Annotated in this window: 24 protein-coding genes; 10 read left to right on the forward strand and 14 right to left on the reverse strand. The window is 35.2% G+C overall.

The window, feature by feature from the left end:
- The first annotated feature begins 181 nt into the window (after window positions 1–181).
- Window positions 182–700: a hypothetical protein gene (locus NQZ71_RS23245; protein ID WP_275008531.1), complete on the forward strand. Its 519-nt coding sequence runs from the start codon at window positions 182–184 to the stop codon at window positions 698–700.
- Window positions 701–870: 170 nt separating this feature from the next.
- Window positions 871–1,269 (forward strand): hypothetical protein, encoded by a 399-nt coding sequence (locus tag NQZ71_RS23250; protein ID WP_317011828.1) that lies wholly within the window; start codon window positions 871–873, stop codon window positions 1,267–1,269.
- A 112-nt stretch (window positions 1,270–1,381) separates the two neighbouring features.
- Here NQZ71_RS23250 and NQZ71_RS23255 read toward each other — a convergent pair whose 3' ends face one another.
- Both NQZ71_RS23255 and NQZ71_RS23260 read right to left on the reverse strand, forming a co-directional pair.
- Entirely contained in the window at window positions 1,382–1,795 is a 414-nt protein-coding gene (locus NQZ71_RS23255; protein WP_317011829.1) for a hypothetical protein, read from the reverse strand.
- Between the two features lie 252 nt (window positions 1,796–2,047).
- Window positions 2,048–2,332 (reverse strand): hypothetical protein, encoded by a 285-nt coding sequence (locus tag NQZ71_RS23260; protein WP_317011830.1) that lies wholly within the window; start codon window positions 2,330–2,332, stop codon window positions 2,048–2,050.
- A 112-nt stretch (window positions 2,333–2,444) separates the two neighbouring features.
- On the opposite strand from NQZ71_RS23260, the gene NQZ71_RS23265 reads away from it, so the two are divergent.
- From NQZ71_RS23265 to NQZ71_RS23280, 4 genes are all read left to right on the forward strand, one after another.
- Complete coding sequence (locus NQZ71_RS23265; RefSeq protein ID WP_275008535.1) at window positions 2,445–3,695, forward strand: Ger(x)C family spore germination protein; 1,251 nt, start codon at window positions 2,445–2,447, stop codon at window positions 3,693–3,695.
- Window positions 3,696–4,203: 508 nt separating this feature from the next.
- Entirely contained in the window at window positions 4,204–4,407 is a 204-nt protein-coding gene (locus NQZ71_RS26280) for an NUDIX hydrolase (protein ID WP_394374162.1), read from the forward strand.
- A gap of 584 nt (window positions 4,408–4,991) precedes the next feature.
- Window positions 4,992–5,207, forward strand: a complete 216-nt coding sequence (locus NQZ71_RS23275) for a (4Fe-4S)-binding protein (protein WP_260055100.1) — start codon at window positions 4,992–4,994, stop codon at window positions 5,205–5,207.
- 31 nt (window positions 5,208–5,238) lie between these two features.
- Entirely contained in the window at window positions 5,239–5,529 is a 291-nt protein-coding gene (locus tag NQZ71_RS23280; RefSeq protein WP_275008536.1) for a GNAT family N-acetyltransferase, read from the forward strand.
- 333 nt (window positions 5,530–5,862) lie between these two features.
- On the opposite strand, the gene NQZ71_RS23285 is transcribed toward NQZ71_RS23280, so the two are convergent.
- Both NQZ71_RS23285 and NQZ71_RS23290 read right to left on the reverse strand, forming a co-directional pair.
- Window positions 5,863–6,687 carry an SMI1/KNR4 family protein gene (locus tag NQZ71_RS23285; RefSeq protein ID WP_275008537.1) on the reverse strand — a complete coding sequence of 275 codons (825 nt, stop codon included), beginning with the start codon at window positions 6,685–6,687 and terminating at the stop codon, window positions 5,863–5,865.
- A gap of 115 nt (window positions 6,688–6,802) precedes the next feature.
- A complete protein-coding gene (locus NQZ71_RS23290; RefSeq protein WP_275008538.1) occupies window positions 6,803–7,600 on the reverse strand; it encodes an SMI1/KNR4 family protein in 798 nt (265 codons plus the stop codon).
- A 260-nt stretch (window positions 7,601–7,860) separates the two neighbouring features.
- Here NQZ71_RS23290 and NQZ71_RS23295 point away from each other — a divergent pair, with 260 nt between their 5' ends.
- The 3 genes from NQZ71_RS23295 to NQZ71_RS23305 all read left to right on the forward strand — a co-directional run bounded on the left by NQZ71_RS23295 (window position 7,861) and on the right by NQZ71_RS23305 (window position 9,254).
- The gene (locus NQZ71_RS23295; protein WP_317011831.1) at window positions 7,861–8,049 is read left to right on the forward strand and encodes a hypothetical protein; all 189 of its coding nucleotides are present in this window, start codon (window positions 7,861–7,863) and stop codon (window positions 8,047–8,049) included.
- Window positions 8,050–8,221: 172 nt separating this feature from the next.
- Window positions 8,222–8,764 carry a PadR family transcriptional regulator gene (locus NQZ71_RS23300; protein ID WP_275008540.1) on the forward strand — a complete coding sequence of 181 codons (543 nt, stop codon included), beginning with the start codon at window positions 8,222–8,224 and terminating at the stop codon, window positions 8,762–8,764.
- A gap of 13 nt (window positions 8,765–8,777) precedes the next feature.
- Window positions 8,778–9,254, forward strand: a complete 477-nt coding sequence (locus NQZ71_RS23305; protein ID WP_260055096.1) for a DUF4188 domain-containing protein — start codon at window positions 8,778–8,780, stop codon at window positions 9,252–9,254.
- 268 nt (window positions 9,255–9,522) lie between these two features.
- Here the strand turns inward: NQZ71_RS23305 and NQZ71_RS23310 are convergent, their stop codons facing one another.
- On the reverse strand, window positions 9,523–10,317 hold the full coding sequence (locus tag NQZ71_RS23310) for an alpha/beta fold hydrolase (RefSeq protein ID WP_317011832.1): 795 nt from the start codon (window positions 10,315–10,317) through the stop codon (window positions 9,523–9,525).
- Window positions 10,318–10,655: 338 nt separating this feature from the next.
- Between NQZ71_RS23310 and NQZ71_RS23315 the strand changes: the two genes are divergently transcribed.
- Window positions 10,656–11,660: an aldo/keto reductase gene (locus tag NQZ71_RS23315; protein ID WP_275008542.1), complete on the forward strand. Its 1,005-nt coding sequence runs from the start codon at window positions 10,656–10,658 to the stop codon at window positions 11,658–11,660.
- A 131-nt stretch (window positions 11,661–11,791) separates the two neighbouring features.
- On the opposite strand, the gene NQZ71_RS23320 is transcribed toward NQZ71_RS23315, so the two are convergent.
- The 9 genes from NQZ71_RS23320 to purB all read right to left on the reverse strand — a co-directional run bounded on the left by NQZ71_RS23320 (window position 11,792) and on the right by purB (window position 21,101).
- A complete protein-coding gene (locus tag NQZ71_RS23320) occupies window positions 11,792–12,637 on the reverse strand; it encodes an aldo/keto reductase (protein ID WP_317011834.1) in 846 nt (281 codons plus the stop codon).
- Window positions 12,638–12,747: 110 nt separating this feature from the next.
- Window positions 12,748–13,713 carry an aldo/keto reductase gene (locus tag NQZ71_RS23325; protein WP_317011835.1) on the reverse strand — a complete coding sequence of 322 codons (966 nt, stop codon included), beginning with the start codon at window positions 13,711–13,713 and terminating at the stop codon, window positions 12,748–12,750.
- Window positions 13,714–14,386: 673 nt separating this feature from the next.
- Window positions 14,387–15,688 carry an LLM class flavin-dependent oxidoreductase gene (locus NQZ71_RS23330; RefSeq protein WP_317011836.1) on the reverse strand — a complete coding sequence of 434 codons (1,302 nt, stop codon included), beginning with the start codon at window positions 15,686–15,688 and terminating at the stop codon, window positions 14,387–14,389.
- A 164-nt stretch (window positions 15,689–15,852) separates the two neighbouring features.
- The gene (locus NQZ71_RS23335) at window positions 15,853–16,983 is read right to left on the reverse strand and encodes an amidohydrolase (protein ID WP_317012523.1); all 1,131 of its coding nucleotides are present in this window, start codon (window positions 16,981–16,983) and stop codon (window positions 15,853–15,855) included.
- Between the two features lie 11 nt (window positions 16,984–16,994).
- A complete protein-coding gene (locus tag NQZ71_RS23340) occupies window positions 16,995–17,735 on the reverse strand; it encodes an amino acid ABC transporter ATP-binding protein (protein ID WP_144457828.1) in 741 nt (246 codons plus the stop codon).
- A 12-nt stretch (window positions 17,736–17,747) separates the two neighbouring features.
- The gene (locus NQZ71_RS23345; RefSeq protein WP_144457830.1) at window positions 17,748–18,425 is read right to left on the reverse strand and encodes an amino acid ABC transporter permease; all 678 of its coding nucleotides are present in this window, start codon (window positions 18,423–18,425) and stop codon (window positions 17,748–17,750) included.
- A gap of 14 nt (window positions 18,426–18,439) precedes the next feature.
- Window positions 18,440–19,222, reverse strand: a complete 783-nt coding sequence (locus NQZ71_RS23350; RefSeq protein ID WP_317011837.1) for a transporter substrate-binding domain-containing protein — start codon at window positions 19,220–19,222, stop codon at window positions 18,440–18,442.
- A gap of 9 nt (window positions 19,223–19,231) precedes the next feature.
- Entirely contained in the window at window positions 19,232–19,744 is a 513-nt protein-coding gene (locus tag NQZ71_RS23355; RefSeq protein WP_144457834.1) for a GNAT family N-acetyltransferase, read from the reverse strand.
- Entirely contained in the window at window positions 19,737–21,101 is a 1,365-nt protein-coding gene (purB, locus tag NQZ71_RS23360; protein WP_144457836.1) for an adenylosuccinate lyase, read from the reverse strand. The genes NQZ71_RS23355 and purB overlap by 8 nt, the downstream gene beginning before the upstream one ends.
- Between the last annotated feature and the right edge of the window lie 151 nt (window positions 21,102–21,252).

The raw sequence follows: 21,252 nt of genomic DNA on the forward strand, positions 1-21,252 counted from the left end.
TTATTTAAATACAAAAATCTTCACTCCTCCTTTAGTTAAAGAGCAAACTTCTTTATATTAATCCAACTAAATAATTCAACCATTTATGTACCAATACTTTCTTCTTTGTAACTTTTTGTAAATCATGGCCGTCTAACACAACAAAGCATCAGAAACCACCAAGGAGGGTTAATAGCCCCATATGAAAAGGAACAAACTCATCTTCATTATCTTCATTATCTCAATCATTCTCACCATAGCTCTAACAGGTTGTACAAAATCTGGAGTGGTAACCACGAACGGAAATAAACAGGTAACCAAACAGATGGATGACATCATATCCGACTACATTATAAAGAAAAATGCAACTTCTTATCCAGATACAGAGAAACAATTCGAGGTACATAGAGTGTATGGTACCAGTGAGTCAAAAGGAATTATAGATGTATACATGTGGTCTTACTACGCTGGTTTCAACAGGTCAACTGGAACAGAAACACAGGCAGGACATTCATTGGCAGCTCTGATCCGCTTAGATAAGAGAGGAGATACCTATTCTGTAGTCGGCTATCAAGAACCAGAGGACGGCACCGGATATCAATCCTCTTTAGAAGAAATGTTCCCAAAAAAATATGTAAAAAAAGCAATACAGGATGTGGGTGAAATTAACGACTTGCAAGAAGCAATGGAAAAGAAAGTATCCATATGGTTAGAGGGTTGAACTATTTTATACCGAAGGACTAATCCCCCCTCTTTACTTACATATAGACTTAATACTTTCAGAATCTCTATCCTATCTGTTCATACGACCATAGAGGTTTAGCAAAACTCTTTATCACCATTACAGAAATCAATTAATACATTCCTAAATACATCTAAGGAGACGTTAAAATGAAAAAAAATTCATTCTGTTGTGTTTTTTTATCTTTCTTCCTTTTATCAGGCTGCTCCAGCTCAATGGATTACATCCTCTTAGAAGAAGATGCAATAAAAGAGTTGCCTGATGTGTTCAACTACGTGGATGAGTTACAATCAACAAACACTAAATATAAGGGCTACAAAATCTTCAATGCATCTGGTAAGGAAAAGATTGTTGTTATATCTTCAGGCAAAGACGATGTAACACTGAGAGTGAACGATGCAAGCAAATCAAGCTTAGACACATCTTTAACAGTAGTGAAAGTCGATGAGAAATCAGGACAAAAAAACTCATACATCGCTGTTAAAATCAGTGAAATAGTTGGTGCCTTTTCTGTTCTAGAGCTGGACCAATATGAAGAGGCTTCATAAGATAAGAAAAGCGACTTATAAACCACTCCTATTAACAGTTCATCTAAGATAAACAAAACAAACAGGAATATGGTTCCTTAATAACGAATTAAATATATCTAACAAGAAATATTCATTTTACAAATCTAACTAGCGTTTGTTCAGGTATTTCAATTTGATCAATATCAAAATTATTGATATGGAGCGTTATTTCCCCTTTTCGCTCTCTAGCTTCTTCTCCTACCCAGCAACTATAAAGTTCAAAAAAATCGTCATTACTTATATAAGTATCCATAATTTCAAATAATTTCATTAGATTCTTCTGCGATTTTGCACGTCTTTTTGGATTCATATATAGGCTAATCTCAATTCCCAAATTACCTGATATTTCATAGATATAAGGAGTATTAAACTGATGATTTTTTACATTTAGCAGATTAAGCTCATCTGCGAAGTAACCGTAAATATAAAAAAATTCATCTGAACCCTCATCGACATCATTAATCGGTAATTCTATATTACACCCTATATAAGTAGCCAAACTCATTTACAATCCTCCTTGTAGACTTTTATTTATGTATAAGAACTTCTACTATTTCTTCTAGATTATTAACATGAATAACCTAAGTGCAACTAGTTTGTGAATAAGTATACTTAAATTATCCTGCCCTGTTTCTTCCATAAGCTATTTTTTCATTTATTACAGAATGATACCCTACAGTTGTAGAAGAAATAAAAGCAATAATCTTCTTCGATTATGTCCCCATTTATATATTCCAATCTCCTTTAAAGGTTGCTTCTATTCTTTAACTTTTATCAATTTTTTGAAGTTCTTTCGTTCCTCTTTATCTCTAAGCAACTTTCTAACCTTTTTCCTGGATGAAAAATAATCTTTAAGTTCTTTATCTTCTTCCAAAAGCCTAGAGATAGCTGGATTGTTTTTTAATAATTTTTGAAACCAATATTTCTCTTTTACTAAACTTACATTGGATAAAAACTTTCTTTCGCTTGGAAGGAAGATATATCTAATATAAGTACTTATATATTTGAATATTACCAATAAAGCCTCATCGTTTGTTTTCAATTCTATTGACACCTCTTATAACCCTGCAAATTTTTATTATGAACAATTACAAGCTTACCACATCTAAATTTTGTTTTTTTAGTCTCACTACTGAATTGGAAACTGGAATAACATGTATGGATTATTGAGAAAACTAATAGCATTAAATAATGTTATTGGAGTTTATATGCGAATAATAAAAATTATTATCATAATACATATAGTAATCCTATTGGCGGGTTGTTGGGATCGTAGAGAATTGTCTGGAGAATCTGTTATAACAGGGATGGCAGTAGATAAAGGCGAACGTTCAAAATTCAGACTTACTGTTGAAACCACAGAAGCAAGAGAAGTGACGGCTAAAACGGCCTCTGGTAATGCTCCCTCTTATGTTTATTCAATAGAAGGAGATACCATTGCTGAACTTTCCACTAAGCTAAATACAGGTATTGCTACACACCCTATTTATTCACACATGTATATATTAGCAATTAGTGAAGAAATAGCGGAGGAAGGTCTTATAGGATTTCTAGACTTTGTAGATCGTAATAGAGAAATGCGAGATGACTTTAATATCGTAGTGGTGAAAAAAGGAAGTAGCGCAGGAGATATCTTACAGGTTATTAACATGTATAAAAAAAGCGCTTCTTTAAAATTGGCCAGACAATTAGACACTATGGAGAAAGATTATGGTGGAGCGCCAGATTTAAAATTAAATGATTTTGTTCGAGTATACAATGCAACGGGACAATCCCCCGTTCTTCCTGCAGTTCGGCTAAATGGAGATGCAAAAAAAGGTGGAAATGTAGAAAACTTAAAAAATGAAACTCCTGAGGCCAAGGTTGATTTAGAGTCTCTTGCTGTTATCAAACATGGAAAATTGGCTGGATATGGTTCCCTTGAAGAGGTGAGATACTTACTCTTTGTAGAAAATAAAATAAAAACTACTACATTGACTGCACAATGTGAAGATGATAAAAAGTTTGCATATGAAGTAACCCACTCTAAAACAGTTGTTACAGCAAAGGAAAAAAACAATGTCCCAAACTTTCATATTAAAATTAAGACAGAAGGTTATTTAGATGGGATAGAATGTTTGGAGAACTTCCACGATATTTCTACTTTTGGAAGGTTAGAAAAAAGGATAAATTCAACGATGGAAAAAAATATTAAAGAGTTTATACAAAAAGCAAGTACGGAATATAATGCAGACATTTTTGGCTTAGGAGAAATGCTTCGAGATCAAGATTATAAGCACTTTAAGAAATATGAAATGGATAACAATTGGGATGAAGGATTCGCCAAGTCAAAGATAGATATATCCTTTGACGCTGAAATAAAAAGAGGCGGATTGAGAACCAACCGATTTAATAATAGTCGTTAATAATAAAAAGAGCAGGTATATGGCCAATATGTAATTATTCTTAAACCGACGGCCCCGAATGTCACATAAGAACCGGCTTTCCCTCTAAGGAAAGCCTACAACTAATTTAATTTATGTTCATCTAAATACAAAAAATTCTATTTAGATAACTAGTTATTTCTTAAAACAGTTTGTTTCCTTTTAACTTCTTTCAACGTAAAGAGTACAAATTTTATTCCTCCTTTCTTTTACAACTCTGGATTTTAAATTAAGCAATGCACCGCAACCCAAAATTTCACCATGAAGCAAACAAGCATAACATTGATAAACCAAAATACTTTTATGTAAAAGGGTCAACCTTAAAAGGTTGACAAAAATCGTATTATGGAGAAAAAACAAAAGATCTTAATTACTGTAGAACACTATATATTATTCCTATTTACTCCATAAAGCGAGGGCATTTTCCCTAATGGAAAAAGATGTACTGTTGTACTATCGGTACATCTTTTTTCAGGTGTATATACACAGAATGGTGAGCGAAAGAACGGATGGTGAGTGGTCATGGCCAGGTGGTTGGGGGGACATAGGGTTAACTCCAAGTGAAGTTGCGATCAAAGTAGTAAAAGAAGAATCAGGGTTTGATGTAAGAGCGATCAAGTTGATAAGTGTTTTAGACAAAAAATGCCATCCACATCCTCCCTCTCTCTATCATGTTTATAAAATATCAATGTGAAATAATTGGTGGCCAGGCAAAGGAAGGAATCGAATGCAGTTGCGTTCTTTACCGAAAACAAATAACCTCCATTTTCAACTGCTCGAATTACTGAATCGCAAATTAAAATGGTTTTTAATCATTTACGAAATCCTCAAGAACCTGTTTATTTTGATTGAGATGCCAAGATGAATTCGCCCCTTTTTAATCAAAGGGGCGAATTGAAATAAGTACAGTCAAATTATCCAAGCGGCTTTTTTATTTTTAGTTAAACTTGTTCAACTAATGCTCCCCCGATTGTGATCCTCTACATTTATATGGGCTTGTTGCACCTTTACTGTTTATATTTCTGTGGAAGAAAATCCAATGATAAAAATTTTGCTACATCTATATATTTTATTTTTAAATAACAAGTCTCGAATTGGAGATTCCTCCTAACATATAGTACTATTAAATTAATATTGTTTTTCAAAAATTTGTAATGTTGCTACTAAGTAGCTCGTTTGTTGGTAGAAACTTATCATACAGATTTGTGAAATATCGATTAAGAATGTATTAAGAATATTTTAAAATTATGGCCATGGAACTATTAGAAGGAGGATATTATGAGCGAAAAAATTAAAACTTATGATTCTGAAGATATCATAATATATTGGAAACCCAATTCTTGCAAACATGCAGCAGAATGTGTAAAGGGATTGCCAAGTGTATTCAATACTCAGAAAAGACCTTGGGTATCACCACAGAATGCTACAGATGAAAAAATCATGGAAGTGATTGATCTTTGCCCAAGTAGAGCACTTACTTACGAGCAAAAATAAAACAAAACTAGAAAGTTAGGAGAATGAGGAAATGGCTGAGATTAAAATGAACAAGAATGAATTCTATATTGAGGAATCTAATGAAGTTATTGCAAGAATTCAATTTATACCAAGTGGAAAAGATGTAGATGGAAGAAATTTAATTATTGTAAACCATACAGTTGTATACGAGGGCCATAATGGTCGTGGATTAGGCAAAGAATTAGTAAATAAGCTAGCTGAATATGCAAGAGCTGAAAACTTATATATTATTCCTGTATGTCCTTACGCAAAAAGTGTTCTTGAAAGTAAAGAAGAGTATCAAGATGTACTAGCAAATTGATGCCATTTAATTATAAGGTTCAGTCGACAAATCACTAAATCAGGGCATACTGCTAATCGGTATAAAGATCCTACTAGCAATATTACTAGGAGAAGCTGCTATACTAGCCTGCCCTAGCCCTAGCTAGCAAACCAGATATCTTTATCATCTGGTTTGCTGGTTGGCAAAGCATGGACCTTGAGGCTCCTTAGTTGCGATGTTTACCACTAAATTCGGGAGTCTATTATATCTTACTCGGTTATAAGGCATACTAATATGACCAGGACTAGAAGAACATTTCTCACTGAATTTAAAGCTCTATTGTTACTCTTCCCAATATTCATAATGAGTCCTTTATTTTGCTTGGTTTTCAATTATATCATCATAAAAATACTTAATATCTGGATGGTTTTCATTTTTGAATATATCCAATACCAAACTAATTACTTTATTTTCTTTGATATTACCAATACTAATGGAACGCCATAAACATTCAGCAGCAGCTAAGCGTATATCCTCATTAGAATGCTGGATAAATTTTATAAGTTTTTCTATATATACATCATTCTCTTGTATAAAACCTGCATTTGCACCAAAGTACATATGAATACCTTCTACTATGTCATCATTATCCATGCTTTCCATTAGTTCAATGGATCTTTTTTTAGAATTCTGTAGGTGTTTTCTTAGTTCTTCCATTTCTTCTATGTCTTCCTTATTCTTTACATCTTCTTCATATAAACTATTCACCATTGTTGAAAAATCTTCATAGATTTTAGTTATCTTATCTTCTGTTGTATCAATGTACACGATTGTTGGGTTCTCTTTGTTAGTTCTATAATCAAGGGCTATAAAGAAATGACCATCCCCACTGATTATAATAAGATTTTTTTCTTTAACTCCCCACTCTTTGAGTAAGTAATTTGATTCCATGATACCTTTGTCTTTCTTAATTCCTATTAAATAATCAAAAAGTATATGGTCGTCTGCCCAATCATTTTTAAAATTTACCGGTAAACAAGTTTTTTCTAAACAACCGCCATTTTGTTCTGTTAGTAAATCAATGTAAGCCTGAGGTAATTTGATATGGAAAGCTTTTTCAGCTAGTTCTATATCTTTTTTATTAATGTTTTGTAATTTATATGGGTCGTCTTTTAATTTATAATTCCAAAATTCCAATAGAATCCCTACCAATACTTTTTAAATTTCATTACAATTCGCAGCTAACTTTTATCTATTACAGGTATGCTACCAAGATTGTTACATAAGAAAAGAGCCAACTGTGCCCTTAACCTCAAACAGAATTTATAATTTCTTCTATTTCTTCAAGAAAATTTTGAATGGTCGGATCTTTATCATCTTTAAGTTCAACAATTACTTTCTGAATTAAAGATTTATCTATTGGGTATTGCGCAGTTACTACTCTCCATACCGCTTCTGCTGCATAATCTTTTAAATCTTCATTTCCACTTTTTATAAAATTCAATACATAATCAAAATATTCCTCATGGATACTTTCATCATATATAAACGAATTAAATATATCAAAACCCTCTATAATATCATCCTCTTCGCTACAATTAATTAACTTTCTAGCGTCTTCAATTGTTGGAAGTGGAGTTGTTCTCAAACCTTCCTCTTCATCATGCTCATGTACGTATAAGTGGTTGATGAATTCTTGAAAAGTATCATATATTTGGGTGATTCTTTCTGAATCTGTTTCAATATATATAACCTTTGGTTCTGCGCCATGATTGTAATCTAGGGCAAACCAACTATGACCATCCCCACTGATTAGAATAATATTTCTTTTGCTAATCCCCCACTCCTGTTTGAAATATTCTGTTTCCATTATCCCTTTATCTTTTTTTATTCCACGAAGATTATCTATTTCTAAATAGTCATCTCCATCCCATCTATCTAAAGCTATTGGGAGTGCATTACATATAAGTGTTCCACCGTTTTGTATTTTTAATAATTTAATATAGTCATCAGGTAATTTAACGCCAAAATAAGCTTCTGCCATTTGTATATCTTCTTCTAATAAATCCTCCAATCTATATTGACTTGATTCAACGTCCCAAATCTCCATTATATTCAACCCTTTCAATAACTAAACTAAAGACCTTCCCCTTCTCCAACCTACCAATAATAGAAGAGCAACCACCTTTAATATATAATAACAGTTACTTCCTATTTATTGGAAACAATTCCTTTATAAAGCAATACTCACCTTTAGCTTAAGTATAATTCGCAAGGGAATTACACTTCATTTAAAAAATACCTTATAATTAAATTAAGAAACTGTTGAAGCATGACTCTTATTAATCATTATAGAAAGGAATGAAGACGATGACGAAATTATATTATAGTGGTATTAAATATGGGGAAAGTGATGTTGAAGTAAAATTACTGGTGGATATACAAAATGACTGGTTTGAGATAACGCATACCAAGGAAGTGTCTCAAGTAATGAATAAAACAACAGGTGAATATATCACAGTAAATCGAAACTCCTTGAAATTTGAGGTTGCTTCATAATACGAAATAATAGGGAAATTACATTTAAAGTTATAGCCGTAACGATATCTAAAATCGCTACGGCTATTTTTTGTAAATTTTTATTTATTCAGAAAATTAACTTGTGTTTTATGTTGGAATTTATTATCATGTATCTAAATGATATATATCTTTTAGATAGGTGTGAAAATTAGTGAAAAGTTATAACGCTACTACATATGCAATATTAGGAATATTAACTACTGAATGTAAATCTGGTTATGCTATTAAACAGCTGATTGACCAGAGCTTAAATCATTTTTGGAAAATTAGTTATGGACAAATTTATCCATCTCTAAAATTAATTGCCCAAGATGGATTAGCAGAGGTTCGTACTTCATCTGGTCATGGAAAACCTGATAGTAATGAATATTATTTGACTTCGAAGGGATTAGAGGTATTAAAGAATTGGTTAGAGAAGCCAATTGAACAAATACCAACTGAGCGAAATGAAGTTTTGCTTAAATTATTTTTTGGACGCTATCAAGATCGAGGAAAAAAGGTATTGCTTCTAGAGAATTATAAGCAAGAACTTGAAGAACGTTATCAAACTTATATATCTATTGAACAGGCTATTATTAATCACAAAGATAATGATGAAGATGCATTATATTGGCTGTGTACATTGGATTATGGAAAAAGAACTACCAAGGCAGCGATAGACTGGTGCGATTTTACTCTTAATAAATTTTTATAGGGGGAAATTAGTGATGACCAACCACATTTATACAGGGCGTTATACGATTGATAATAAAGAGGATATTGTCGTTTTTATCATTGGAATGAGAATTAACAAGCGACTCGCAATGCATAAGTGGTTACCAGTATTTACAGCCATGCCAGGAATGATTAAGGAGCTTTATACAAACAAAGAGGAGCTAGGATTTTTATCGATGGAAAGTTATTTCGGAATGAAAACAACTGCCATGATCCAATATTGGCGTTCAGTCGAAGATTTGCTTGCATATGCTCATAATGAAAAGCATTTGACTGCTTGGAAGTCTTTCAATCAAAAAGTAGGTAACAATGATGCAGTAGGAATTTATCATGAAACGTATCAAATAAGGAAGGGAAATTATGAAGCTATTTATGCAAATATGCCTCACTATGGTTTAGGAAAAGTATTGAATCATATTCCCATTACGGCAGATCGAAATTCCGCTCATAAACGACTTAATAAACAATAAATTTTTTTTAAAAGCACCTTATCTTAAATCAAATAAGGTGCTCTTGGTAAATTCTAGTCTATCTCAGAGTTTCTATTGAAGTAAAAATGAATTCTATTATTTTTCCACTGGTTAAAGTGGTCCATAAAAATAAGAAGCTGTTTTTTTTAAAATGTATTCATTCACCCATTTCACCCAAATACAATATATTCCGATTAGCAAATAACCATACTAATCTAAGATTTCCACTCTAATGGGGGTTCTGTTCTTTTAATTAGTACTGATTCTCTTATATACTGCGGATAAAACGCAAGATTTCTTGGTTGCTGGCTTTAGATTGCTCCAGGTTAACAGCATGGCCAGCTTTCTCTACAATGTAATACTTTCCGTTGCTGCACAATTTTGCAGCGGCTTCAGCATGACTGGCAGGCCACATAGGACTATGTGCACCAGCAAGGAATAGTATCGGTATCGTCAACTTTTCCAAGGTTTGGCGCCAGTCTGAATGTATATGATCAAGGAATAACGGTTTTGTTGATACAAAATCAAATTTAGACAGCTTTCGGTTTATCATTAGCATACGAAAAAGGACATTGAACGGAACTCTTTTATAAAATGGTGAAGGGTGCTTTTGATTCAGATAATTTTCAAAGTCAATCTTTTCTGAGTTATACATACCGTGCTTCCAATTATCATCATTAAGTATTTTAGGGGTTTGATCAACATCAATTACACTGCTGACATTTTCTTCCCCATACTGTTTTAGATACGAAAAAACAGCGGATGCTCCCATCGACTGTCCCACTAATATTGGCTTTACAAGCCCAAGGTGCTGGATGAGCTGATACAGGTCTTGTCCATGTCGCTGCATGCTTTGCCCAAAGGCAGGATTCTCAGAATTTCCATGGCTGCGTCTGTCAAACACAATCGCTTGAAATCCCGCTTTAACACAGGCTTGAACCTGAGAAAACCAAAGCTCACCTGGCGCACCATATCCTGCCAAAAATACGATAGGAATGCCTGTCCCTTGCACAGAATATGCTAATTTAACTTGATCATCTGTTGTGAAATAATGAAAATCCATAGTCGCTCCCCTTAAAAAATATGGCTGTAAAGTTAACAATAAATTGGTGGTCATTTTATTCCCCATAAAAAAAGCTTCATTGTTCCTCTTAACCTATAATTCCCTGTTAAATGAATGATTAATCCACAATAGTCATGTATTAATATCTATAAACTATTTTGCGTCAGCTGGATAACAGATAAATTATATCCGACAATATATAGTCATTAAGATGTTGGACATTTTTTAGTATTTTGTTCATTACTATACATATTGCTACTTTTTGACAATTGAAAGATTCACATATAAATTTATACTAGTAATGAAAACGAAAAAAATTTGGAAAGTGAGGAATTGCAATGGAATATACTAAGCTTGGTAACACTGGATTAGATGTATCTAGACTTTGTCTTGGTTGTATGGGTTTTGGAGTAAAGGAACGTTGGATGCATCCTTGGGTAATTGATGAAGAGAGCAGTCGTACAGTTATTAAAAAAGCTCTTGAGTTAGGTATCAATTTTTTTGATACTGCTAATGTTTACTCAGATGGTACGAGTGAAGAATTTCTTGGACGTGCCCTTAAAGACTTTTCAAATCGGGATGAAGTTGTCATTGCAACAAAGGTTTACTTTCCGTTAGGCAAGGATTTAAACAGCAATGGTCCCAATAGCAAGGGATTATCGCGAAAGCATATTATGAGTGAAATTGATAAAAGTCTTAAACGCCTTGGAACGGATTATGTTGATTTGTACCAAATACATCGTTGGGATTACAACACACCAATTGAAGAAACAATGGAAGCACTTCATGATGTAGTAAAGGCTGGGAAGGTAAGATACATAGGCGCTTCAGCCATGTATGCATGGCAGTTTTTGAAGGCAAACCATACAGCTGAGAAAAATGGATGGACAAAATTTGTTTCCATGCAAAATCATCTTAACCTAATATATAGGGAAGAGGAACGAGAAATGCTGCCATTATGTAAGGAAGAAAAAATTGGTGTGATTCCTTACAGTCCGTTAGCTTCAGGCAGATTAACCCGTGATTGGTCAGAGGATACTCTCCGTTCTGAAACAGATGCAACGCAAAAATCTAAATACGGTTCAACAGAACAGAATGACCGTTTAGTTGTAGAACGAGTTGCAGAGCTAGCAGAAAAACATGCTGTGGCAAGATCCCAAATTGCACTCTCCTGGCTGCTGCAAAAAGAGCCAGTAACAGCTCCTATAATTGGTGCTACGAAAGTGTCTCATCTGGAGGATTCTGCTGGTGCTTTAGCTGTGAAGTTAACCACAGAGGAAGTCTCCTACTTGGAAGAGCCTTATGTTCCACATAAGGTGGTTGGAGCATTAACGACAAAGTAATAAAACGTTGCTGATTAAAGCCTGGTATCAGGTTTGGTACTGAATTTAATGATAATAACCGAATATGAAAAAGCCGATTTTCTAAAGGAAAATCGGCTTTTGCTATAATAACTATTCGTCAATTCAGTAGGTTATCTCACTAGTCCTGTCAAAAACTCAACTGTTTCCGGATCAGAATGAGAGAAAAACAGACTCTTTTCTTGGTCTAGCTTTTCAATCTTATTCATGTCCTCATTTATTAATGCAAAATCAAAGACTTCAAAGTTTTGAATCATTCTGTCTTTCGATACCGTTTTTGGGATAACGACAACATTACGTTGGATAAGGTAGCGCAAAGCCACTTGCGCAACAGACTTACCATATTGCTCTCCAATCGCTTTAAGTGTTTCATTGTTAAAGAAGTCATTTTTACCTTCAGCAAAAGGTCCCCAAGATTCAATTTGTGTCCCATACTTTTCCATAATTTGTTGTGCTTGTTTTTGTTGGTTAAATACATGTGTTTCAACTTGATTCACCATTGGCTTTATTTCACTAAACTGAGCGATATCAATGAAACGGTCAGGATAAAAATTACTTACGCCAATTGCTTTGATTTTACCTGCTTTATAATACTCTTCCATCGCACGATATGTACCGTAGTAGTCATTGAATGGTTGATGTATTAACATTAAATCGATATATTCTGTTTGCAGTAAACGCAAAGATTCTTCAATGGACGCTTTAGCTTTCTCATAGCCTGCATTTGAAATCCATACTTTTGTCGTAATGAAGAATTCTTCACGGGGTATACCACTTTTACGAACTGCATTTCCAACTGCTGCTTCATTCCTATAGGCTTGGGCAGTATCGATTGATCTATAGCCAACCTCAATTGCTTCACCTACGACACGCTCACATTCTGCCAAGTCACTAATTTGATAAACTCCAAATCCTAAAATAGGCATTTTTATTCCATTAGCTAAAGTTACTGTTTCCATTTTGGTATTCCTCCTATATGTTTACTATCTTGCACCTCATATATTACTATCTTCGTGTTACTCTAAGTCAACTTTAAAGTTCCTAAAACTAGCTTAAGTAAGTTAAGTGATTAAAAATGTGTTTCATCGACATCAATTTTTGCTAGTGCATTGTTTAGGCTAGCTAACTCTTCTTTAGTTAAATTGATGTCTGCTCCACCTAGGTTTTCTTCTAATCTGGTTAATTTAGTTGTGCCTGGTATAGGAATAATAAATGGTATTTGGGCAAGCTCCCATGCTAATACAACTTGTGCGGATGTAGCATTTTTACTTTCTGCTACTCTAGCAATTAAAGCTAATAACTGCTGATTATGATCAATCACTGCAGGTTTAAATCTTCCCATTAAACTTCTAAAGTCACCTTCTTCATATGTTGTATCCTTTGTATATTTCCCGCTTAAAAATCCATTTCCTAATGGACTGTATGCAACAAATGCAACATCTAGCTCTTCACATATATCAAATAATTCTTTTTCCGGTTCACGCCACATCATGGAGTATTGATTTTCAATCGCAGCAATCGGACAAACAGCATGTGCACGCTTCATATAGTCAATTGGTGCATTTGATAAGCCCCATGCTTTAACTTTCCCTTCAGCTATTAAGTCCTTCATCGTTTCTGCGACTGCTTCTGGTTCTATATTTGGATCAATACGATGTTGATAATATAAGTCAATAGAATCTACTTTTAATCGTTTCAATGAGCCTTCTAATTGTTCTCTAATAGATTGCGGTGAACTATTTAAAATATTTTGAGGGCGATCATGTATGATTTCTTGACCCGTAATCCCAAATTTAGTTGCGATTACAACCTGATTTCGGACTGGAGCAAGTGCTTCACCTAATAATTCTTCATTAGCCTCGCCATAAACAACTGCAGTATCAAAGAAATTACACCCAAGTTCAACAGCTTTACGAATTAATTTAATCATTTCTTCTCGATTTGCTGGTTTTCCATAAGCATGGTCCATCCCCATACATCCTAAGCCAATTGCCGATACCTCTAACCCGCTTTTGCCTAATTTTCGTTTCTGCATAATTTTCCCTCCTTCAAAATTGTTCCGTTCTCTTACTACCTTTAGAATACCCGATATTTCATACAATTCCTTTACCAATAACTATCAAAAGATTGCCTAATCCTCTTATAATTATCCTGTCTACTTCATTTAAGTCCAATCACTCGTGGTAATCTGAACATATTAATAGAAAAAAAACACGTCTAATCCCATATTTCCCTTTGGTTCAAACGTGTTTATTCTATTTTCCATACTATATAATTTGTTAATCAAGAGCAAAGAGGCTGGGACAAAACAAAAGAATAACCTTTCTAAACACGAATAATAAAATTACATCTAAATTTGAAAAATGAAACACGTGACTAAATAGAATATGGGTTTAAAATTAGTTTGTTTCATTGCGCGCTCGTCCTCGCCTGTGGGGTCTAAAGCGTCCTCTATTTCCCTTAGTAATCGAGTGACCTCCGCTCCATTCCACTAAGTTTTCTAATCAATGTTTTAAAACTAAAAAACACAAAAACCCGAACCATTAAATCATTGGTTGATAAAATAGTTCGGGTTTTATGCAGATTCACTTACTTATGTCCCAGCCTCTTTACCTATATTTACCATAACTACTTACACAAATTATAGTAATTTCAAAGCTAGTATTTAATTAGTTATCGTTTATTTTGTGAGTAGAATGATTCGGCTGTTATAAGCCTAAGTTTCCACGCAGTGTATCACTTTCATACTCCGTACGGTAAATCCCTCTTGCTTGCAGCTCAGGAATGACATAGGTAACAAAGTCTGTTAGAGAATCTGGCAGCAGTGCAGGCATGATATTAAAGCCATCTGCCGCACCTTCTCTGACCCATTCCTCCATCTTGTCAGCTATTTGAGTCGGAGTTCCGATTGCTATATGATGTCCACGTGAACCTGCAACCCATTGATACGTCTGACGCAACGTCCAGTTTTCTTCCTTCGCTTTCTTTAAAATCATTTCATGTTTGCTTTGAATAGCATTCACAGTATCTGGAAGTTTAATATCTGTAAACGGTGTGTCCAATGAAATCCCTGCAAAGTCTATGTCGCCAAAGTATCTGCCCAAAATGGCAAGCCCAGCTTTAGGTATGATTAACTCCTGCAATGCCTCATATTTTTCTTGTGCTTCTGCTTCTGTCGCACCGACAATAGGCATAAATCCAGGCATGATACTTAAACTGCTTTTCTTGCGATTATATTGTTCCATTTGACCTTTTAGTTCCTTGTAAAAGGTAATTGCATCGTCTTTGTTTGCTTGGGCAGTAAAGACAATTTCTGCATATTTAGCGGCAAAGCGCTGCCCGTCACCTGATGACCCTGCTTGGACAATGACTGGTTGCCCTTGTGGTGATCTTGACACATTCAGCGGTCCTCTTACAGAGAAGAATTCACCTTGATGGTTAATTTGATGGAACTTGCTTTTATCAATAAACTGCCCAGATTCTTTATCAATCACTAATGTGTCTTCTTCCCAAGAATCCCATAGCTTTTTTGCTACTTCCATAAATTCTGTTGCTCTTCGATAGCGGGCACTATGTTCTAAATGCTCCGTTTTATTAAAGTTTTCTGCCGTAGAAGCAAGCGAGGTTGTGACAACATTCCACCCTGCTCGACCTGCACTAATATGATCCAATGAAGCAAACTTCCTGGCAACATGGAATGGTTCTTCATATGTAGTGGATGCAGTTGCTACTAACCCGATATGGCTTGTCGCAGACGCAATATACGATAGCAGCGTCATTGGCTCAAATCTAGTTAGAATATTAGGATGTGAATTTTCATCAACCGACAGGCTATCTGCCAAAAATAATAAGTCAAATAAACCCTTTTCCGCCGTTTGTGCTATTTCTTTAAAATATGTCAGATTCATAGAGGCATTCTCTATAGCATGTGGATGTCTCCATGAAGCAACGTGATGGCCCGTTCCAGCTAGGAACAAGCCTAATTTCACCTTTTTTGGTTGATCGTTCATATTGAATTTCCTCCTTTGCTTTTTAACCCTCATTAACAAAATAAAAAATAAAATCTTCCTTCTGTTAACAGAAGAAAGATTAATCAGCAATAATACATTAAAAATAATCATGCTTCGCAAGCGTAAAATGATCTTTTACGCTTGCAAACCAGTTATGACATATATTATTTACTCAATACATTAACTGCTAGTTGAGCAAAATATTCAGATGCAACTTTAATTGCTTCCTCATTCAAATCATATTCAGGATGATGCCACTCTTTCGGTCCATTAACCCCCATCCATACAAAAAAGCCAGGGATGTACGTTTGATAAAAGGCAAAATCTTCTCCACCTGCACTTGGCACGCCATCGACAACATTATAGCCAGCATCTGCCGCAGTTTTGCGCACGATTTCCTCCAAGTTAGCATCATTATTTACAACAGGTAAATAATCATCCCAGATAAATTCAACGGAGCCACCATTTCCTTGCGCAATGGATTCAGCTAAGTTCTTCATTAAACCAGGAATTGCTGCTCTTGCGTCAGGCTGGAACGTTCGAACCGTACCTTCAAGCTCAACAGCGTCAGGTATGACATTCCATGTGTTTCCACCATGGATGCTTGTAATACTTATTACAGCATTATCAAACAAGTTTAATCTTCTAGCAATGATTGTCTGTACAGATGTTACATATTGACTAGCAATCACAATCGGATCAATTGCATTATGTGGTATGCCCGCATGTCCGCCAACACCATTGAATTTAATTTTAAATTTATCGACACTTGCCATTAATCCACCAGATTTCACACCAATCGTACCAACTGGCAAATCAGGCTTATTATGCATGCCAAAAATGGATGAAACACCTTCTAATGCACCTTTTTCAACTGCTATCTTCGCTCCTTGAGCAATTTCCTCTGCAGCTTGGAAAATAAATCTTACACTTCCGTGTAATTTATCCTTCTGATCATTTAAAAGAATTGCCGCACCTAATATGGAAACAGTATGGAAATCATGACCGCATGCATGCATTTTCCCGTCTGTTTTCGATTTAAACGGTACCTGTGTTTCTTCTTTTATTGGTAATGCATCAATATCTGAACGGATTGCAATAGTAGGTCCTGCAAACGCACCCTTGATTTCTGCAACTACACCTGTTTCTAAATCAAGTGGTAGAATCGTTATATTGTGTGCTTCTAACCACTTATTAATATGAGCAGTTGTATTGAATTCCTCAAAAGCAAGCTCTGGATTTTCATGTAAATATCTTCTTTTACCAATTAAATCCTCTAATAGTTCATTAGACATTTTCATGATTGTTATTCATCTCTTTCCAGTGTTTTTAAAAATTGTTTCGTTCTTGGATTTTGTGGATGATGGAATAATTCCTTTGGATCGTTTTCCTCAACAATATTTCCATCTGCCATGAAGATGACACGATTTGCTACTTCCTCAGCAAATTTCATTTCATGTGTAACGATAATCATCGTCGTATTTTGCTTTGCAATATCCTTGATAACCTGAAGTACTTCAGAAACCCATTCCGGGTCAAGTGCAGATGTCGGTTCATCAAATAGAATTGCATTTGGGTTTACAGCAAGCGCACGAGCAATCCCGACACGCTGCTGCTGTCCACCAGATAAAGTAGACGGATATTGATGAAATTTATCCTCAAGCCCAACCTTAACTAACAGCTCTTTTCCAATCTTTTCTGCTTCCTGCTTACTCATTTTCTTTGCAACAATTAAAGCTTCTGTTACATTTTGCAAAGCTGTTTTATTTTTAAACAGATTATAGTTTTGGAAAACCATTGCTGTTTCTTGGCGTAAATTATGGACTTCTTTTCTTCCCATTTTAGCTACGTCTACATTTGTTTCGCCAATATGGATAGTGCCTTCTTCAGGTACTTCTAATAAATTTAGGCAGCGTAGTAATGTTGATTTTCCTGATCCTGATGGTCCTATAATTGCCAAGACATCGCCACGGTCGACGTGTAAATCAACACCATTTAAAACGGTATTTTTACCAAAACTCTTTTTCAAGTTTTTTACAGATATCATGGTAATACTCCTTTAACTGATGTACGGTTTTTCCATTCGCTTTTCAACCACTTGTTGGATTAACGTAACTAAAATAATCATAACCCAATAAAGCAATGCCAACGCTAAGTACGTTTCAAAGAATTTCAAGGAGCTAGCCGCTAAGATTTTTCCTTGTGCAAATAATTCTACGATACCTAGTGTAAAAGCTAGGGAAGTCTCTTTAATTAGACCAATAAAAACGTTGCTGCTTGCTGGAATCGCATTACGAGTTGCTTGTGGTAATACGACCCTGCGCAAAGCTTGTGCTTTTGTCATCCCAACAGATAAACAAGCCTCTACTTGCCCTTTATCGACAGAGTTCAGTGCTGCTCGGAAAATTTCCGCTAAAAACGCCGATTGCTTTAAGCTGAGTCCCAAAATAGCTGCCGTAACTGCAGTCATTCCAGTTAAACCTGGAAAAATTTGCGGTAATCCATAATAGATTAAAAACAACTGTACTAATGTAGGGATTGCCCGGAAGAACGAAATGTAAATCGTTGCAAGCTGCTTTAAAACAGGTATATTCGACCTAGTGATTAATGCTAAAACTAAACCGCCGATAACGGAAAAGAACATTGATATAACAGCAAGAAATAAGGTGAATGGTATTAATTTCAATAGTGCCGGAAAAATTTCTATAAAGTAACCAAAATCGAGTTCAAGATTCATTTTGTTCCTCCAAATTATTCCTTAACTGTGATGTCTTCACCGGCAAAATATTTCTTAGATAGATCTGCTAACGTTCCATCCTCACGTAGCTTCTTGATTTCTGTATTAAATGCTTCCGCTAATTTCTCACCATCTTCAGTTTTTGCAAATGGGAATGAAACATCTTCATACACGAATGGGTCACCAACAAATTTCAATGGCAGATCGCCTTTTTCAATCTCAGCAATTAAAGATGATTTTGAGTTAACATAGCCATCGACACGGTTGTTGATTGCGTCATTCATTGCACCATCACGTGTTTCATATGTTTTAGCGATAATTTCAGGATCGAAGTTTTCTAGATTCTTAACATTGTTTGATCCTAATACGCCAGAAACTGTTTTGCCTTTTAAATCATCTAAACTATCGAAATCATTGTCTTTATTAGTAACAATTGTAGCCCCTGCATATGCATATGGCTCAGAGAAATTGTATTTTGCTTTTCTTTCATCTGTTACAGCAACAAAGTTTGCTACAGTATCAATTTTTCCTGTTTCTAATTGACCCATTAAACCAGCAAAATCAGTTTTAACCCACTCTACATCGTAGCCTAAGTTAGAAGCGATCTTTTCAAACACTTCTACGTCAAATCCAACTAATTTTCCATCTTCTTCATAACCGTTCGGATAACTTTGTGCAGTTGATCCTGCACGAAGAACTTTCTTTTTGCTATCTCCTGATTCTTCATTTCCACTTCCGCAAGCTGCTAATAAAAGCATAACTGCCATCGTAATAAGTACGAGTAATTTCTTTTTCATGATGTCTTCCTACCTTTTCTTATAAGTTTTTGCTAATAATAGCTTTTCTAAATAGATGGTTACATGCCCTTTACCTAAATCAGACTCGCCAACCTTCTCATAACCACGCTTTACATACATATCTGCAAGCCAAGGATGCTCCTTTGCTGTTCCCAATGATACAGAAGGACAATGAAGCGAATCTTTCAAGTAATCATTTTCAATGAAATCTAATAGTTTGGAAGCATAACCCTTTCGCTTGTATTCAGGAGCTACAGCAACCCACCAAATATGCGGTACTTCGTAAGGGCCATGATGGCTGCTCCATGGCATCCGAATGGAAGCAGTTGCTACCATTTCATCGCCATCCTTCATATAAAAACAAATGTTTTCATTGATATTTTTTTCTACTAGCTGCTCATCCGCAGTTGCCGCTGCAAAATTAATGCCAAGCTCACGTATTGTTGCATATCCGCGTAGGGATAAATCTAGTAACGCCTGAATGTCTTTATTAGTAGCTTGATGGAAGGTTATATTACTCATCTAATAATCCACCACCTTTAATGGATTGAATGACCTCATCAACCTTTTGACTTGCAAGACCTGTATACTGACTAGGATCTAGTAATTCATTAATCTGTTCGTTAGACAGCACAGAGCCTACTTTTTCATTTGTTGCCAGCAGCTCTTTAAATGGAACTTTCTGTTCAACTGACGCCATCGCAAGTTCATAAACAAGATGATGTGCTGTTTGTTTCCCTACTTTCTCAGATAAGGCAAACATAACTCGTTCAGATAGGATAAGACCACCTTGCATTTCCAAGTTTCTCATCATATTTTCAGGTTTTACTACTAGTCCTTCTAACACATTGATCGTGCTTTTCAATTGCGAAGAAAGATATAAGCATATTTCTGGCAAAGCAATCCACTCACTTCTCCAGCTCATTGCATCACGCTCATGCTCCATCACTAATGATTCATGAAGCAGTGCCACACTGTGCAGAATAGGTTTTGTTAAGCTTGCAATTCCTTCAAAAATAGCCGGGTTGCGTTTATGGGGCATCGTTGTTGAGCCAACATTCCCTGTTTTAAATGGCTCCTCCACTTCATCTATCTCTGTACGCATCAAATTATAGAATTCATTCCCTAACTTCCCGAGTGAACCACTTATTAAACCAAGCACAGAACCATATTCAGAAACCCGATCACGAGATGAATGCCAACAAATATCTGGAGTATCCAATTCAAGAAGCTCTAACGCTCTTGCTTCTACTTTAGGACCACTATTGCCTAATGCTGCATATGTGCCAACGCCACCTGCTAGCACTCCAGTAAAAACTCTTGTTTCAACAGCAAGTAATCTTTCTAAATGACGGTGAAACTCACTTAATACGACTGCCATCTTAAAGCCAAACGTTGTCGGTAAGCCTTGCATTCCATGTGTTCTTCCAGGCATTGGCGTATCTTTATAAGTAGAGGCTAGTCCGATTAAAAGCTCCGCAACCTTCTTAACATCCCGCTTAAGTATTTTATTTGCTTCTTTCAATTGAAGAATCATACCTGTATCTGTTACATCCTGTGTAGTTACTCCAAAATGAACAAATTCTCCATACTCTCCAGAAAGTGATTGTAAATGATTAACGGTTGCCATTAATGAATGCTTTAATTTCGCTGCCTCTGCTGCAATTTTGTCAATTTCAAAGTTTTCTATTTTGGCAGCAGCTTTAATCACATTCCCAGCTTTTTCAGGAATTACTCCGAGTTCACTTTCTGCCAATGCTAATGCAGCTTCCACATCAAGAATTTTCTGTAATCTATTCTCATCATTCCAGACAGCGCGCATTTCCTCTGTACTAAAATTATTTTGTAACATTCGTAAGTCTAAAACATGTGAACCCATTATGTTAACACTCCTAAGTTGATATCCTGAATATATAAACTAGCGAAACTTTTCTAATAATTAATTTATACAATTCCTACTTTTATAGTGTGAATTATAACATAGAGATTTCAACTTGCAACAATTATTTTAAAATTGAAAATGCACACAC

Origin of the sequence: Niallia taxi (genome assembly GCF_032818155.1) — a bacterium.
In the GTDB taxonomy this organism is placed as follows: Bacteria; Bacillota; Bacilli; order Bacillales; family Cytobacillaceae; genus Niallia; species Niallia taxi_A.